This is a genomic window from Streptomyces spiroverticillatus, assembly GCA_014650415.1.
GTDB lineage: Bacteria > Actinomycetota > Actinomycetes > Streptomycetales > Streptomycetaceae > Streptomyces > Streptomyces spiroverticillatus.
The window spans coordinates 1-14,928 of sequence record BMUX01000015.1 but is presented as its reverse complement, the minus strand read 5'-3'; the positions used below and the strand labels follow the sequence as shown (position 1 = coordinate 14,928).

The following is a 14,928-nucleotide window of genomic DNA, read 5'->3' as shown; positions in this document are numbered from 1 at the left end:
CGCCGGAGACCAGTGCCGAGGCGATGAGCCGGCGCGAGTGGGACAAAATCCGGGGAAAGTGTCCCACTTTTCAGGCACCCTTCTCGCTCGCGCGGCGCGCTCCAGCCCCACCCCTCCTCTTCCACCCGACCACCTCGGCCACGGGCTTGAACCACAACCCATCACGCACGACCGGCCGCCGAGCCCACGCCGACAGCCCCATTGAGGTAGGCGCCCCCTGCCAACGCGACCGGCCGAACGCACCCGTCACCACGAACGACACCCCCACCCACCCAGCAACGGAACCCGGGACGAGCCCGACAACTTCCCGGCGCCCCCACCCATCAACCCGCCGCCCGGCAACGGCGCGCGGCCACTTCCCGGCCTCCCCCGGGGCCATTTCTTGGCCGTCCTCCGCAAAACGAAACCAGCGCTGGAGGGGAGCCCGTCAAGGGTGGAGCGCATGCGACATCGGCGCAGCCGACGCGACGCAGGAGCGCCCTTGACGGGCTCCCCGGAAGCGCCACACTCCGGTGAAGAGGACGGCCCCACCAACACCCGATCCGGGCAAGCAACCCCCGGCCCTACGCCACCCGAAGCTCGGATTCAGCGTGCTGAGACCCCGCCCAGACTCCCCGCCTTGATTCCGGCAAGAAAGTCGGAGAAGGCCGCCGTGGACAGGGCCAGTTCGGGCCCCTTGCCCCACTTGGAGTCCCGAACGCCGGCCGCGTCACCCCCGAGGGCCACCTCGACGCACTCATTGTCGGCGGCGCTGTAGCTGCTCTTCAACCAGCCCGCAGGCGAAGTGGGGGTGCTCTTCATCGGGTGAACTCCTGTCGTGCTGCGGCCAGCAGTTTCAAACTCGCCGCGGTATCGGCCGCCTGGGAACGCAGGTAGTCAAACATGAGCTTGTAGCCCTGGACCTCGCCGGGGGCGTCGAGGTAGAGCCCACGCCGGTGGAGTTCGAGATAGACCACGTTCATGCTGTCGAGCGGAGATCCCTCGCCCTCTCTGCCCAGGATCACGAAGTGTCCGCCGGAGCCCGCAGCGTGGGCGCCCAGCGTGAACTGGAGTACCTGAACGTCCACATGGGGGCGCTGGGCCATGCTGTGCAAGTGGTCGATCTGCTCGGCCATCACTTCCGGCCCGCCGACGGACCGGCGAAGGACCGCTTCGTCCAGAACGACCCACAGGTGCAGAGCGGGTGAACGGTCCAGGATCGCCTGCCTCTTGACGCGCGCATCCACCTTGCTCTCGATCACGTCGGGCTCTTCACGCACGTCCCGGGTCTGGTAGAGCGCGAGCGCGTAGGCCGGAGTCTGCAACAGTCCCGGGACGAGGGCATTGGCGTAGACATGTTCGTACGCGGCGACGGCCTCGAAGGACATCAGCGGGTCCATCACCTCGGGCACGGCCGGGTGGTCCATCCACCAACCGTTCTCCAGGTTGCGGACCAGATCACTCAGCGCCTCCCGCTCCGCCCCCGAAGCCCCACAGGCGTCCGCGAGCGCACGGATCGTGGGCACCCTGAGCTTGGCGCGGTCCTGCCACGTCTCGTACCGGTTGACGGTCCCGACCGACATACTCGCCCGCTTGGCCACTTCGGACTGCGTGAGTCCGCTGCGGGTACGGAGTTCCTTCAGGCCGCGAGCAATCTGCATCCGTCCGGCCGGTCCCGCCGAACCCCGTGTGGTCACGGCCTCCTCCTTCGCTCGCCCTTCCCCTCACTGGTCTGCCCAGTGGTGCGATCAACACGCCGAGGGTACGCGGCAGTTGAGCGGAGTCGTTCACGCTGGCAACCGTTCACCCTTTAGGGGTAATAGCAGCGGTACGGGTATCGACGATTGAAATTCAATGGGACGTTGCTCAACGAACATCCGGCACGCGACTGGAGGCCCGATGAGCCACCCCTACCGCCCCCTCCCCTGGACCGGCGAGGCCGGACAGCCCTGCCACCTCTCCACCGACGGCTTCGGCCCCGCGACCCGCCACGCCGACCGGATCGAAGCCCTTCAGCTCGGACTCGCCGACAAGCTCCTCCGGTAGTCGGAGGAGGCCCTCGGCGGCGAGTGGCTCGGCAGCGACGAACACGCCACGCTCGCCCATCAGTTGACCGATGCCCTGCGCGACACCCTCCACATCGCCGAGTGCCGCCGGCTACGGCTGGACGAACCGCAGAGCCCTCTCCTCGCCGCCGCCCGCACCGCACACCAGAACTCGCCGGACCGGCTGACCCTCCTCGCCCTTCCCGGCACGGACCTCGCCTCCGCCCCCGCCGCCCGGCACCACGTGACAACAGCCGCCCGGGCCTGGGGCGCACCGCCCGGCCTCGTGGACTCACTGGAGACGGTGACCGGCGAGCTGGCCGCCAACGCACTCGAACACGGCGACAGTTGGGAGGTCGTCGTGGCGTTGAGCGCAGCCGCCGGGCTCCTGACCGTCGGCGTGACCGACGAAGGGCGGGACGCCGACGCACTCGTCTCCGTACGGACGGAATCCGGCCCGGAGCAGGAACACGGCCGCGGCCTGCTCATCACCGAGGCGCTGGCCGACCGGTGGGGCGAGCGCCGGGTGCCCGGCGGGCGTACGGTCTGGGCGGAATTCCGTACGGAAGGCTGAGCCCCCCACCCGCCGCCCGGGCTACACCCGACCGTCCGCGCCGTCCGCGATCGCATCCCGGACCTCCGCGACCCTCTCCGCCTCCTCCGCCGCGAAGCGCTCCCGGTCCAACTGCTCGGCGATCTCCTCGTCCTGGGTCATCAGGAGGTCCAGGTTGGAGTCGCCGAGCTCGAAGACGCCCATGTCGACGTACGCCTTCTGGAGGCGTTCGCCCCACAGGCCGATGTCCTTGACGCACGGGACGATGCGTGAGAAGAGCAGCTTGCGGAAGAGGTGCAGGAATTCGGACTGTTCGCTGAGTTCCTGGGCCTCCTGCTTGGGGATGCCGAAGTTTTCGAGGACCTCGACGCCGCGCAGGCGGTCGCGCATCAGGTAGCAGCCCTCGATGACGAACTCCTCGCGCTCCTTGCGTTCGGCGTCGGAGAGCTGCTTGTAGTAGTCGCGCAGGGCCATGCGGCCGAAGGCGACGTGCCGGGCCTCGTCCTGCATGACGTACGCGAGGATCTGTTTCGGGAGGGGCTTGGTGGTCGTGTCGCGGATCATGCCGAAGGCGGCGAGGGCGAGGCCCTCGATGAGGACCTGCATGCCGAGGTAGGGCATGTCCCAGCGGGAGTCGCGCAGGGTGTCGCCGAGCAGGCCCTGGAGGCTGTCGTTGACGGGGTAGAGCATGCCGATCTTCTCGTGCAGGAAGCGGGAGTAGATCTCGGCGTGACGGGCCTCGTCCATGGTCTGGGTGGCGGAGTAGAACTTCGCGTCCAGGTCGGGGACGGATTCGACGATGCGGGCGGCGCAGACCATGGCGCCCTGCTCGCCGTGGAGAAATTGGCTGAACTGCCAGGCCGTGTAGTGGCGGCGCAGGTCGCCCTTGTCCTTGTCGGTCATGCGGTCCCAGTAGCGGGTGCCGTAGAGGTTCATGGACTCGTCGGGGGTGCCGAGGGGGTCCATCGGGTCGACTTCGAGGGACCAGTCGATGCGGGTGGCGCCGTCCCACTGCTTGTCCTTGCCCTTCTGGTAGAGGGCCAGGAGACGCTCGCGCCCCTCGTCGTACTCCCAGGAGAAGCGGGCCTTTCCGGTGGCGGGCACCTGCCAGACCGGCTCGGACGGGGGGTTGGTGTAGAGCTCGTGCGTGGACATGCGCGGTCCCTTCGCAGCTCCGGCGGGCGGCCGCCGGACGACCAACAGACGTATGCAATCGCTTAGTTCGCAGGCTCACACGTGGGCAGACGCACGGTCAACAAGCCCTTCAACAAGCCGTCGGCACGGCACCAACAAGTGGTGCGCAAGGGATTGACGCCCTTGCTGACAAGGAGTCTCATAACAAGTGACCCCCGGTAACCCCAACCACGAGGTGCTCCGACCATGACGACCGCCCCGGCAAGGAACACCGAGCCGACCGAGACCGACTTCACCGCTCTCCGCGACGCCCTCGGGTGGCTCAAGGACCGCGAGCAGGTCGCCGAGCGGCTGCTCGAATCGTCGGCCAAGCACTCCTTCGACCCGGACACGGAACTCGACTGGGACGCCCCCGCCGACGAGGGCAAGTGGTACTGGCCGCCGGAGCTGGTGTCCCTCTACGACACCCCGTTGTGGAAGAAGATGGGTGAGGAACAGCGGATGGAACTCGCCCGGCACGAGGCGGCGGCCATCGCCTCGCTCGGGATCTGGTTCGAGATCATCCTCATGCAGCTCCTCGTACGCCACATCTACGACAAGTCGGTCACCAGCAACCACGTCCGCTACGCGCTGACCGAGATCGCGGACGAGTGCCGCCACTCGATGATGTTCGCGAAGATGATCCAGAAGGGCGGGGCCCCCAACTACCCCGTGCCGCGCGTCTACCACAACCTCGCGCGGGTGCTGAAGACCGTCTCGACGACCCCCGGCTCCTTCGCCGCGACCCTCCTCGGCGAGGAGATCCTCGACTGGATGCAGCGCCTGACCTTCCCGGACGAGCGCATCCAGACGCTGGTGCGCGGCGTGACCCGCATCCACGTCATCGAGGAGGCGCGTCATGTGCGGTACGCGCGTGAGGAGTTGCGGCGCCAGATGGTGACCGCGCCGCGCTGGGAGCAGGAGTTCACCCGGCTGAGCTGCGGGGAGGCCGCGCGGGTCTTCTCCACGTGCTTCATCAATCCGAAGGTGTACGAGAACGTGGGGCTCGACCGGCGCGAGGCGATCGCCCAGGTGAAGGCGAGCGGCCACCGTACGGAGGTCATGCAGAACGGCGCCCGCCGGCTGACCGACTTCCTGGACGACATCGGCGTCCTGCGCGGCGCGGGCCGCCGTCTGTGGGTCAGCTCGGGGCTGCTGGCCCGCTGACGTTCCTCTGGAGTGGCCCGCTGACGTTCCTCTCAAGGCGGGCGGGGGGCGCGCCGGACTCTGGACGCGCCCCTCTCCCTCTGGGACCGTCGGGGTGCGCCCCCGTGCGGCGGGGGCATCCGTAGGGACGGTGGGATCCGTGACGTGGAGCTGGTTCGCCGGGCTCTTGTCGGTGGCGCTGCTGGTGGCCGTCGTCGCCCTCGTCAGGAGGTCGCGGAGGCGGAAGACACCGCGCCGCCCGCCGGTCGCGACGCACCGGGACAGCACGACCAGCTGGGTCGCCGGCGGTGCGGTGGTGGGTGGCACCACCGCGTGGTGGCCCGGTCAGAGCGAGGCTCATGACAACGACTCCTCCGACGGCGACTCGTCGTCCTCCTGCGGCGGCTGCGGCGGGTGCGGGGGCTGCGGCTGACCCGGGGCCACGGCCGACCCGGGGCTGCGGCTGACCCGAGGAAGGGCCCCCACCGGGGCAGTCCTCAGCGCAGGGCGCTCGTCCCCTGCCAGTCGGCCCAGGACATGTTCCACTGGCCGAAGCCGTTGTTCGGGGCGACGACGCCCTTGGTGTCCTTGCCGGTGATCTCGAAGGGGTCGCCGGGGCGGACCTGGGCGTAGAACCAGGACGCGTCGGCGTTGCTCATGCCGATGCAGCCCGAGCTCTGGTTGGAGTTGCCGAACCAGCGGGCGTTCCACGGGGCGGCGTGGGCGTACATGCCCGACCAGGTCAGCCGCATCGAGTAGGCGACGTCCTTGTCGTAGGCGTTGCCGAGGCCGACCGTCTCGGAGTTCATGTTGATGGTGCCCTCCTTGGCCATGAGGACGGCCGTCCCCCGCCAGGAGCGCTTGTCGCCGCCGGGGGTGCCGCCGGAGACGGGGATGCGGCGGACCTTCTCGCCGTCGCGCAGCAGGGTCAGCTGGTGGGTGTCCAGGTCGACCTTGACGATCTGCCGGGAGCCGATGGTGAAGGTCGTCGTGTAGTCGCGGACGAACCAGCGGCCGGCGGAGGAGGCGGTGCCGTTGAGTTCGGCGCTGACGGTGACCTTGGTGCCCGGCTTCCAGTAGTCCTTGGGACGCCAGTCGACCCGGTCCTTGCCGGAGTAGTCGCGCATCCAGCCCCAGGAGCCCTCGGTGGGGTTCGAGGTGGTGATCTTGAGCTGCTTCTCGACCTCGGCCCGGTTCTTCACCGGGTGGTCGAAGACCAGCGAGACGGGCTGGGCGACACCGACCGTGGTGCCGCTGCCGGGACGCCAGTCGACCTTGTTGACCTGGTCCGCCGGGGTGGTGGTGAAGGAACTGCGCTCGGTGGCGGAGGTGCCGCCTTCCGCCTTGGTCTGTGCCGTCACCGCGTACGTCGTGCCGGGTGCCGCCTTGCGGGCCGAGGTCCAGGTGCGGCCGTCGGCGGCGACCTTCCCGGGGAGTTCCGTGCCCTTGGCGTCGGTGACGGTCACCGAGGTGAGACGGCCGCCGGTCGCGGTGACCGTCACCGGCTGTCCCGCCTCGGCCCGCTTGCCGGAGGGGGTGACCTTGACGGTGACCGGGCGGTCGCCGTTCTTCGCTGGTACGCCCTTGGCCGTGTTCGACGTGGCCGGGACCGGGTCCGCGGTGCAGGCCACCGCGAGCGGGGCGAGCAGGGCAGCGGCGAGGGCGATTCGTACCGTGCGTATCCGGCGAGGGGCGCGTGAGCGGGGCAACTGGACCTCCGTGGCGGGAAAGGCGGGCGCAAGGGTCGGCAAGTGCGCCGACGGCGACCCGAGTTGTGACTGTAGATCTGGATAGGGGCAGGTCAGCCGTGCCGGGGCTTTGTGACGGCGTCTGGTGAGGAACGGTCATGGTCCGGTCACATTCGCCGTACGGAGCGGTCATGGACGGCTGTGAGCATCTGCGGCGAACCCACGGACAGCCCGGGGAGAACCCCCGTCGCAGACCGGGGAGATGGAGAGGCCCAGACCGTGACCGCGCTGCTCGTCCCGCCCTCGTCCGCCGCCGCCTCCCACCAGGGCGCCCTGACCCCCGTCACCGCCGAGGTCTACCGCGCCTTCCTCGCCTCCCGCGAGGGCACGGACCTGGGCCCCGCGTTCCTCCAGTGCCCGTCCTGGGCGGACGTCAAGGAGGGGTGGCGCCCGCTGCTGCTGGGCTGGGGGCCCGACCCGAGGGCCGGCCGGCTGACCGGGGCGGCGCTGGTGCTGCTGCGCCAACTGCCCGGCACACGGAAGTACTTCGCGTACCTCCCCGAAGGGCCGGTCGTCGACTGGAGCGACCCGAACGTCGACCGCTGGCTCGAACCGCTGCTGGGTCACCTGCGTGCGGCGGGCGCCTTCGCCGTACGCATCGGCCCCTCCCCCGCCTACCGGAGCTGGGACGCCGCCCTGCTGAAGTCGGCCGCCCAGCCGGGCCGGCGGCTCGGCGACGTACTCGCCAGCGAGGTCGACCCGCTCGGCACGGCGGTCGGCGAGCGGCTGCGCGCCCGCGGCTGGCAGCGCTGCGGGGACGACGCGAACGGGGACGGCGACGGGGACGCCCAGCCGCGTCACGTCTTCCGGGTGCCGCTCGCCGGGCGCACCGCCGACGACCTGTGGTCCGGGCTCAACCAGGAGTGGCGGCGCAATGTGCGGCGGGCGCGGAAGGAGGGGGTGGAGGTGGTCGTGGGCAGTGCGGCCGATCTGCCCGAGTTCTACCGGTTGTTGCGCATTACCGAGGAGCGGGACGGATTCCGGCTCGGGCGCTCGCTGGCGTACTACGAGCGCCAGTTCGCGGCACTCAACGCCGAGGAGCCCGGTCGTATGAAGCTCTACCTGGCCCGCCACCGGGGCGAGATCCTCGCCGCCCACACGATGATCACGGTGGGCCGCCGGGCCTGGTACCAGACCGGCGCCTCCGCCGACCACCGCCGCGAGGTCCGCCCCTCCAACGCCCTCCAGTGGCACATGCTGCTGGACGCCCACGCCAGGGGCGCTGACGTGTACGACATGCGCGGGGTACCCTCCACACTTGATCCAGGGGAACGTACGTACGGCCTCCTGCGCTGGAAGCTCGGCACCGGGGGACAGGTCGTCGAGACCTTGGGGGAATGGGAGAAAGCCTTGGGCGGCACCACCAACCGGACGCTTCACCGCGCCTTCCAGGCGTACCTGAACCGCCGGTGAGCGCCCAGGTGCAGGAGGCACCCCCGAAAGCTGCGTCCGCCGCCCGCAGCAGCGTCCTCATGGCCGCCGGTTCCCTGGTGTCCCGGGCCACCGGCTTCGTACGGTCCGCCGTCGTCGCGGCGGCGATCGGCACCATCGGAGCCGTCCCGGACGGCTACGCGGTCGGCAACTCGCTGCCCACCATCGTCTACATGCTCCTCCTCGGCGGCGCGCTGAACGCCGTCTTCGTGCCCGAGCTGGTCAGGGCGGCGAAGGAGCACAAGGACGGCGGGGCCGCGTACACCGACCGGCTCATCACCGTGTGCGTGGTGGCGCTGCTGGTGATCACCGCCGCCGGGGTGTGGGCGGCGCCCGCGATCGTCGGCGCGTACACCGACTACACCGGTGCGCAGGCGTCGATGACGATCGCCTTCGCCCGCTACTGCCTGCCGCAGATCTTCTTCCTGGGGCTGTTCACGCTGCTGGGGCAGGTGCTCAACGCGCGCGGCCGGTTCGGCGCGATGATGTGGGCGCCGGTCCTCAACAATGTGGTCGTCATCGGGGTGTTCGGGCTGTTCCTCGCGCTGTCGCTGGGCGGCGGGGACACGCTGAGCGCGTCCGAGACGGCCCTGCTGGGCTGGGGCACCACCGCCGGGATCGCCGTCCAGGCCCTCGCGCTCGCCCCGGCGCTGCGCGCGGCCCGCTTCCGGTGGCGGCCGCGCTTCGACTGGAAGGGCAGCGGGCTGACCCGGCCCCTGCGGTCGGCGGGCTGGCTGGTGCTGCTGGTGCTGGCCAACCAGGGGGCGTACTGGGTGACGACCCGGCTGGCCACCACGGCGGGCCTCGAAGGCGGGCCGGGCTACGGCGCGTACAACAACGCCTACGTCCTCTGGCTCGTCCCCCACGGCATCGTCACCGTCTCCCTGCTGACGGCGCTGCTGCCCCGGATGAGCGCTGCGGCCGCCGACCATGACCTCGCGGCCGTGCGCAAGGACGTCTCGTACGCTCTGCGCTCCACGTCCGCGATGATCGTCCCGGCCTCCTGCGCGCTGCTCGCGCTCGCGCATCCGATCATGGCCGTCGTCTACGGGCACGGTGCGACCACCGCGAGCGACACCGCCGCGATGGCCGGAATCCTGATGGCGTTCGCGCCCGGACTGCTCGCCATGTCCGGGCAGTACGTCCTGGCGCGCACCTTCTACGCGCTCGGCGACACCCGTACGCCCTTCCTGCTCAACCTGGTGATCGTCGCCCTCAACGCGGGGCTCTCGGTGACCGCCGCCCAGGTGCTGCCCGCCCGCTGGGCGGTCACCGGGCTGGCGGGGGCGTACTCACTGGCCCTGTTCGGGGGCTGGGTGGTGACGGGGCTGGTGCTCAGCCGTCGGCTGGGCATGGGCAGGCCGTGGCGTTCGGCCGCGCTCGGGGCGGTCGCGAGGCTGCTGGTGGCCGCCGTGCCCGCCACGGTCCTCGCGTACGTCGCCGCGTCCTGGGCCGGGCGGGCGGGAGCCGTGGCAGCGGCGGCGGCCGGTGCGGTGGTCGTCGCGCTCGTCTTCGCGCTGCTGGCCGGGCCGCTGCGGCTGGCCGAGCTCGATGCCCTGATTTCCGGTGTACGTCGCCGCATCACCCGGCGCTGAAGGATCCCCGAGGAGAACCTGCCCATGCCCCGCGTACTGCTCATCGAGGACGACCCCGCCGTGCGCGAGGGCGTCGAACTCGGCCTGCGCCGCCGAGGCCACGACGTACGGTCGGCCGCCACCGGCGAGGCCGGGCTCGCCGCCCTGGACGACTTCCGGCCCGACCTGCTGCTGCTCGACCTGATGCTGCCCGGCATGAACGGCGTGCAGGTCTGCCGCCGGGTCCGCGAGGACAGCCAGCTGCCGATCATCATGCTCACCGCGCGCGGCGACGACTTCGACATGATCGTGGGCCTGGAGGCGGGCGCCGACGACTACATCGTCAAGCCCGCCCGCCCCGACGTCATCGAGGCCCGCATCCGGGCCGTACTGCGCCGCATCGAGTTCACCGGCGCCGACCGGCCGACCGTCGAGACGCACGGCGACCTGACCGTCGACCGGGCCGGGCTGACCGTCACCAAGGCGGGGCAGCGGATCGCGCTGGCCCCCTCCGAACTGAAGCTGCTGCTGCACCTGACGGCCGCCCCCGACCAGGTGTTCAGCCGCCAGCAGTTGCTGGAGCACGTGTGGGAGCACAGCTACCACGCCGACGCCCGGCTGGTCGACGCGTGCGTGCGGCGCCTGCGCAACAAGATCGAGGACGACAGCGGGGCACCCCGCTACGTCCAGACCCTGCGCGGCTTCGGCTACCGCTTCGGACCGCTGTGAGCGGCAGATCCGGGCGGCGGCGCGGGAAGCGGGCAAGCGCGAAGTCCACAAGTACGAACACGAAGCCGACGAACCGGCGGGTGCGGGCGTTCGGTCTGCGCACCCGGCTGGTCCTCGCCTTCCTGCTGGTCGCGGTGGTCGGCGCCGGGACGACGGCCGCGCTGACCTACCGGGAGGCGCGGACCGCCCTGCTGAAGACCGCGCAGGACACGGCCGTCTCCTCGTTCCGCGAGCAGGTCCAGCTGAACACCTTCACCTTCCCCTCCGACGTGGGGAATCTGGAGGCGAACCTGCGCGACATCGCACGCAAGGGCAAGCCGCGCCCCTGGATCGTCTTCGCCGAGTACGGCACCCTCCGCGCCTCCTCCGGCACCAGCCCCGTGTCCGGCGTCATCACCCCCGGCCTGCGGCGGGCCGCCCTCAGCAACCCCCGGGGCGCCTTCGAACGGGTCGTCAAGGACGGCGTTCCGTACCTGACCATCGCCATGCCCACCGTCTTCCGGGCCGGTCAGCACAGCGCGCTGCCCCTAGGCCTGGTCGTGTACGCGGTGATGCGGATGAGCGACGAGCAGATCAACGTCGACGCGCTGCTGACCGCCGCCCGCGACGGGGCCCTGCCCGGGCTCGCCGTCGCCCTGCTGCCCGGGCTGCTGGCCGCCCGCAGCGTCCTGCGCCCGGTGCGGGAGCTGCACCGGGCGGCCCGCAGCATGGGCAGCGGCAAGCTCGACACCCGGATCGAGGTGCGCGGCAAGGACGAACTGGCCGACCTCGCGCACACCTTCAACGAGTCCGCCGCGAACCTGGAGCATTCCGTGAAGGAGCTGCGCCGGGCCGAGGCGCGGGCCCGCCGGTTCGCCTCCGACGTCTCGCACGAACTGCGCACCCCGCTGGCCGGGATGCTCGCGGTCACCGAGGTGCTGGACGAGGACGCGGGCCACCTGGACAGCGACACCGCCCGCGCGGTGCGGCTGATCAGCGCGGAGACCGGCAAGCTCGCCGTGCTCGTCGAGGACCTGATCGAGATCTCCCGCTTCGACGCCCGGGCCGCCGAGCTGAACACCGACGAACTCGACGCCGCCGAGGCCATCCGCAAGACGCTGGTCAACCGGCACTGGACCGACGGCCGGATCGTTCCCGAACTGCCCGAAGGGATACGGGTGCGGCTCGACCCGCGCCGCTTCGACGTGGTCGTCGCCAACCTCGTGGGCAACGCGCTGCGGCACGGGGCGGCGCCCGTCGCCGTACGGCTGCGCAGCGAGACGGGTTCGGACGGGACGCCGGTGCTGATCACCGAGGTCGCCGACAGCGGTCCCGGCATCGCCCCGGACGTGCTGCCGCACATCTTCGACCGGTTCTACAAGGCGGACGCCGCCCGCACCCGCTCGGCGGGCAGCGGTCTCGGGCTGGCCATCGCCGCGGAGAACGTACGGCTGCACGGCGGGAGGATCCGCGCGGGCAACCGGCCGGAGGGGGGCGCCGTCTTCACCGTGGAGATACCGCTGTTCACGGAAGGGGCAACGGAGTGAGGCAGGCACGCTGGGCCCTGGCCGCGTGGCCGGTGGCCGCGCTGCTGCTGGCCGGCTGCGGCATCCGGGAGACCGACGTCATCGAGGCGGGCGGCCCGGCCACGGTGGAGCACTTCTCCCGCAACGGCGTCGACTCCCTGCTCTTCTACCGGTTGCCGCACGGGGAGCTGACCCCGGTGTCGCGCCCCCTCGGCACGGAAGGGCAGTTCGGCAGCAGCTACCAGACCCGCCCCGCGTCGACGGAGAAGGTGATCGCCGCACTGTTCAGCGGCCCCTCGCAGGCCGAGAAGGGCGCTGGGCTCACCACCTCGCTCCCCCGGATCACTTCCGGCACCGTCCGGCTCCTGCCGCGCAAGCCCGGTGCCGAGCCGGGGGGCATCTCGCTGAGCGTCCCCGTCGCCGTCCGGGACCTGGCCGAGACCGCCACCCAGCAGCTGGTCTGCACCGCCGCCTACAGTGCGGTCGGCGACGGCTCGGTGCGGGTGCAGCTCGTCGGCCAGGACGGCGAGACGGCGTTCGGCACCTGCCGGCTGTCCATCCCCGCCGGTGACGAGTAGCCGGACGGGAGCCCCGGCCCGTACCCCCGACGGCGCATTACGCTGCCTGGCATGACCACCGCCGCGTCCTCCGCCGGGCCCACCCCCGCCTACCGCCGCCTCAGCGTCGAGCAGCGCCGCCTCCAGCTCATCGACGCGGCCCTGTCCCTCTTCGCCCACCGCGCCCCCGAGGACGTCTCCCTGGACGACGTGGCCGAGGCCGCCGGGGTGTCCAGGCCGCTGGTCTACCGCTACTTCCCCGGCGGGAAGGTCCAGTTGTACGAGGTGGCACTCGGCTCCGCCGCCGACGAGCTGAAGCTGTGCTTCGCCGAACCGCAGGCGGGCCCCCTCACCCAGCGCCTGGCCAGCGCCCTCGACCGGTACCTGGGCTTCGTGGACACCCACGACACCGGGTTCAGCGCGCTCCTCCAGGGCGGCAGCGTGGTCGAGACCTCCCGCACCACCGCCACCGTCGACGGCGTGCGCCGCGAGGCCGCCGAGCAGATCCTCCTCCACCTGGGCGTCACCGACACCGCGGGCCCGCGCCTGCGCATGATGGTCCGCACCTGGATCTCCGCCGTCGAGGCCGCATCGCTGATCTGGCTGGACGAGGGCAAACAGCCGCCCCTCCCCGACCTGCGCGACTGGATGGTCGACCACTTCGTCGCCCTCCTCACCGCCACCGCCGCCACCGACCCCCAGACCGCGGACGTCACCCGCGCCGCCCTCGCCCTGGAGACCTCCGACGGCGCGGCCGGCGTACTGGCCCGCCGCGTCCTCCCGGTGCTCTCCGAGGCCGCCCACCTGCTGTGACACGGACGGAGCTGTGACACTGGTGGGGTGAGAAGCGAGAAGACCCCCTTCGTCGGCGGCCCCCTGGACGGGCAGGCCCTCGACGTCCTGACCGGCCCGACCGGCAACCCGCCCAAGTGGTACGAGGTGCCGGTGCCGTCCCCGGACGGCCCGCCCACGGTGTACGCGTACGAGCGTCGGCCCGCCGGGTACAGCAAGCGGCTCGGCCTCCAGCGGGGCTGGAAGTACGTGTACGTTCCGGGGGGCCGCGAGCCCTGGTCCCCGAAGTGGCCGTGGAGCAAGCCCGCCCCCGAGTCCACCCGCCACGCCGACGACGAGCGGCCTTCGACCGGTACGGGTGACTGAACTGCGCCGCAGGGCCCACACGCCGGGTTGACCGGTGTGCGGCGGCGCACCATCGCCCTGAGCCGGGTCGACTTCCCGGCTCCGTACCGGAGGTGATGGTGTGTCGAGGATCGCGACCAGGGTGGCAGTGGCGGCGGCGGCGACGGTGCTGGCGGCGACGGGCAGCGCGCACGCCGCACCCGGTGACCCCGGCGGCGGTGTCGGGCGGCTCCTCACCGATCTCCAGCGGCTCTACCAGCAGACCGAGGAGGCCACCGAGGCCTTCAACGCCACGGAGGAGAAGCTGAAGGCGCAGAGGGGTGAACTCGCGCGGGTGACAAAGGAGTTGGGTGTCGCCCGGGTCACCCTCGCCGACGGCAAGCGGGCCGCCGGGATGCTCGCCCGGGAGCAGTACAAGGGGCGCGGCGAGTACGCGTACTCCACCTTCGTACGGATGCTGACCTCCCCCGACCCCGCGCACGCGCTCACCCAGAACCACGCCCTGCGCCGGGCGGCGGCCTCCCGGGCGGCGAAGGTGGCGCGGCTGGAGGGCGCCGAGCAGCGGGCCGACGACCTGGCGACGAAGGCCCGGGCCGCGCTCGACAAGCAGCAGACCCTCGCGGCGAAGCAGAAGAAGCAGCGGGATGCCGTGCAGGCGCGGCTCAAGCAGGTCGAGGCGATGCTGGCGGCCCTGACCGCCGACGAGCTGGCCTCGTTGGCGGAATTGGAGAACCGTACGGCCGAAAGGGCCACCCAGGACCTGCTCGGGTCGGGGGCCTTCGGTCCGCACGGGGTACGGGCCTCCCGCGCCCCCTCCCGGGAGGGCGACCGGGCGCTCACCTACGCGACCCGCCAGCTCGGGAAGCCGTACGTGTGGGGGGCGGAGGGGCCGGACACCTTCGACTGCTCGGGGCTGACCCAGCAGGCGTGGGCGGCGGCCGGGCGGACCATTCCGCGCACCAGCCAGGAGCAGTGGAAGTACCTGCCGCGCATCCCGCTGTCCGCGTTGCGGCCGGGGGATCTGGTGATCTACTTCCCGAAGGCGACCCATGTGGCGATCTATCTCGGGAACGGGCAGGTCGTGCAGGCCCCGCGTCCGGGTGCGTACGTGAAGGTCTCCCCGCTCGCCTCGAATCCGGTGCTCGGGGCCGTCCGCCCGGACCCCGCGCTCGCCCCGCTCCCCTCCTACACCCCGCCGGACCTGCCGACGGGGCGCACGGTGGAGGGGAACGATTCGGATGCGGGGTACGGGGCGGAGAGCGCTCCCGGCTAGTGAGCCGGTCCGGAGATGCGTGTGCAGTAGCGGCAGATACGGTCGATGATCTGGTCGGCGGTCTTGGTCCACTTGAAC

Annotated in this window: 16 protein-coding genes; 12 read left to right on the top strand and 4 right to left on the bottom strand. The window is 71.4% G+C overall.

Annotated features, from left to right (window positions below):
* Positions 1 to 585 precede the first annotated feature (585 nt).
* Positions 586 to 801, bottom strand: coding sequence for a DUF397 domain-containing protein (locus IE269_RS31360; protein WP_189826618.1), 216 nt, complete (start codon positions 799 to 801; stop codon positions 586 to 588).
* Positions 798 to 1,676, bottom strand: coding sequence for a helix-turn-helix domain-containing protein (locus IE269_RS31355; RefSeq protein ID WP_189826617.1), 879 nt, complete (start codon positions 1,674 to 1,676; stop codon positions 798 to 800). The genes IE269_RS31360 and IE269_RS31355 overlap by 4 nt, the downstream gene beginning before the upstream one ends.
* Before the next feature lie 202 nt (positions 1,677 to 1,878).
* Between IE269_RS31355 and IE269_RS31350 the strand changes: the two genes are divergently transcribed.
* Positions 1,879 to 2,025: a hypothetical protein gene (locus tag IE269_RS31350; RefSeq protein WP_189826616.1), complete on the top strand. Its 147-nt coding sequence runs from the start codon at positions 1,879 to 1,881 to the stop codon at positions 2,023 to 2,025.
* 63 nt (positions 2,026 to 2,088) lie between these two features.
* Positions 2,089 to 2,598 carry an ATP-binding protein gene (locus IE269_RS31345; RefSeq protein WP_189826615.1) on the top strand — a complete coding sequence of 170 codons (510 nt, stop codon included), beginning with the start codon at positions 2,089 to 2,091 and terminating at the stop codon, positions 2,596 to 2,598.
* 21 nt (positions 2,599 to 2,619) lie between these two features.
* Here IE269_RS31345 and IE269_RS31340 read toward each other — a convergent pair whose 3' ends face one another.
* Entirely contained in the window at positions 2,620 to 3,732 is a 1,113-nt protein-coding gene (locus tag IE269_RS31340) for a ferritin-like domain-containing protein (protein ID WP_189826614.1), read from the bottom strand.
* Positions 3,733 to 3,957: 225 nt separating this feature from the next.
* On the opposite strand from IE269_RS31340, the gene IE269_RS31335 reads away from it, so the two are divergent.
* Positions 3,958 to 4,917 carry an AurF N-oxygenase family protein gene (locus tag IE269_RS31335; RefSeq protein ID WP_189826613.1) on the top strand — a complete coding sequence of 320 codons (960 nt, stop codon included), beginning with the start codon at positions 3,958 to 3,960 and terminating at the stop codon, positions 4,915 to 4,917.
* 139 nt (positions 4,918 to 5,056) lie between these two features.
* A complete protein-coding gene (locus IE269_RS31330; RefSeq protein ID WP_189826612.1) occupies positions 5,057 to 5,329 on the top strand; it encodes a hypothetical protein in 273 nt (90 codons plus the stop codon).
* Positions 5,330 to 5,393: 64 nt separating this feature from the next.
* Here IE269_RS31330 and IE269_RS31325 read toward each other — a convergent pair whose 3' ends face one another.
* A complete protein-coding gene (locus IE269_RS31325) occupies positions 5,394 to 6,605 on the bottom strand; it encodes a L,D-transpeptidase (protein WP_189826611.1) in 1,212 nt (403 codons plus the stop codon).
* Between the two features lie 258 nt (positions 6,606 to 6,863).
* On the opposite strand from IE269_RS31325, the gene IE269_RS31320 reads away from it, so the two are divergent.
* The 8 genes from IE269_RS31320 to IE269_RS31285 all read left to right on the top strand — a co-directional run bounded on the left by IE269_RS31320 (position 6,864) and on the right by IE269_RS31285 (position 14,850).
* Positions 6,864 to 8,057 carry a lipid II:glycine glycyltransferase FemX gene (locus IE269_RS31320; protein WP_189826610.1) on the top strand — a complete coding sequence of 398 codons (1,194 nt, stop codon included), beginning with the start codon at positions 6,864 to 6,866 and terminating at the stop codon, positions 8,055 to 8,057.
* A 59-nt stretch (positions 8,058 to 8,116) separates the two neighbouring features.
* Positions 8,117 to 9,670, top strand: a complete 1,554-nt coding sequence (gene murJ / locus IE269_RS31315; protein WP_229898396.1) for a murein biosynthesis integral membrane protein MurJ — start codon at positions 8,117 to 8,119, stop codon at positions 9,668 to 9,670.
* Positions 9,671 to 9,694: 24 nt separating this feature from the next.
* Positions 9,695 to 10,378, top strand: coding sequence for a response regulator transcription factor (locus IE269_RS31310; protein ID WP_189826608.1), 684 nt, complete (start codon positions 9,695 to 9,697; stop codon positions 10,376 to 10,378).
* Positions 10,379 to 10,458: 80 nt separating this feature from the next.
* Positions 10,459 to 11,904, top strand: coding sequence for a sensor histidine kinase (locus tag IE269_RS31305; protein WP_189826607.1), 1,446 nt, complete (start codon positions 10,459 to 10,461; stop codon positions 11,902 to 11,904).
* A complete protein-coding gene (locus IE269_RS31300) occupies positions 11,901 to 12,461 on the top strand; it encodes a hypothetical protein (protein ID WP_189826606.1) in 561 nt (186 codons plus the stop codon). The genes IE269_RS31305 and IE269_RS31300 overlap by 4 nt, the downstream gene beginning before the upstream one ends.
* A 51-nt stretch (positions 12,462 to 12,512) precedes the next feature.
* Positions 12,513 to 13,253 carry a TetR/AcrR family transcriptional regulator gene (locus tag IE269_RS31295; protein WP_189826605.1) on the top strand — a complete coding sequence of 247 codons (741 nt, stop codon included), beginning with the start codon at positions 12,513 to 12,515 and terminating at the stop codon, positions 13,251 to 13,253.
* Between the two features lie 27 nt (positions 13,254 to 13,280).
* The gene (locus IE269_RS31290; RefSeq protein ID WP_189826604.1) at positions 13,281 to 13,598 is read left to right on the top strand and encodes a hypothetical protein; all 318 of its coding nucleotides are present in this window, start codon (positions 13,281 to 13,283) and stop codon (positions 13,596 to 13,598) included.
* 100 nt (positions 13,599 to 13,698) lie between these two features.
* On the top strand, positions 13,699 to 14,850 hold the full coding sequence (locus IE269_RS31285) for a C40 family peptidase (protein ID WP_189826603.1): 1,152 nt from the start codon (positions 13,699 to 13,701) through the stop codon (positions 14,848 to 14,850).
* Positions 14,851 to 14,928 lie beyond the last annotated feature (78 nt).

Bases quoted from the DNA above. Each gene is read 5' to 3' on its own strand.
- IE269_RS31360 (WP_189826618.1), bottom strand. From the start codon at position 801: ATGAAGAGCACCCCCACTTCGCCTGCGGGCTGGTTGAAGAGCAGCTAC.
- IE269_RS31350 (WP_189826616.1), top strand. From the start codon at position 1,879: ATGAGCCACCCCTACCGCCCCCTCCCCTGGACCGGCGAGGCCGGACAG.
- IE269_RS31340 (WP_189826614.1), bottom strand. From the start codon at position 3,732: ATGTCCACGCACGAGCTCTACACCAACCCCCCGTCCGAGCCGGTCTGG.
- IE269_RS31335 (WP_189826613.1), top strand. From the start codon at position 3,958: ATGACGACCGCCCCGGCAAGGAACACCGAGCCGACCGAGACCGACTTC.
- murJ (WP_229898396.1), top strand. From the start codon at position 8,117: ATGGCCGCCGGTTCCCTGGTGTCCCGGGCCACCGGCTTCGTACGGTCC.
- IE269_RS31310 (WP_189826608.1), top strand. From the start codon at position 9,695: ATGCCCCGCGTACTGCTCATCGAGGACGACCCCGCCGTGCGCGAGGGC.
- IE269_RS31295 (WP_189826605.1), top strand. From the start codon at position 12,513: ATGACCACCGCCGCGTCCTCCGCCGGGCCCACCCCCGCCTACCGCCGC.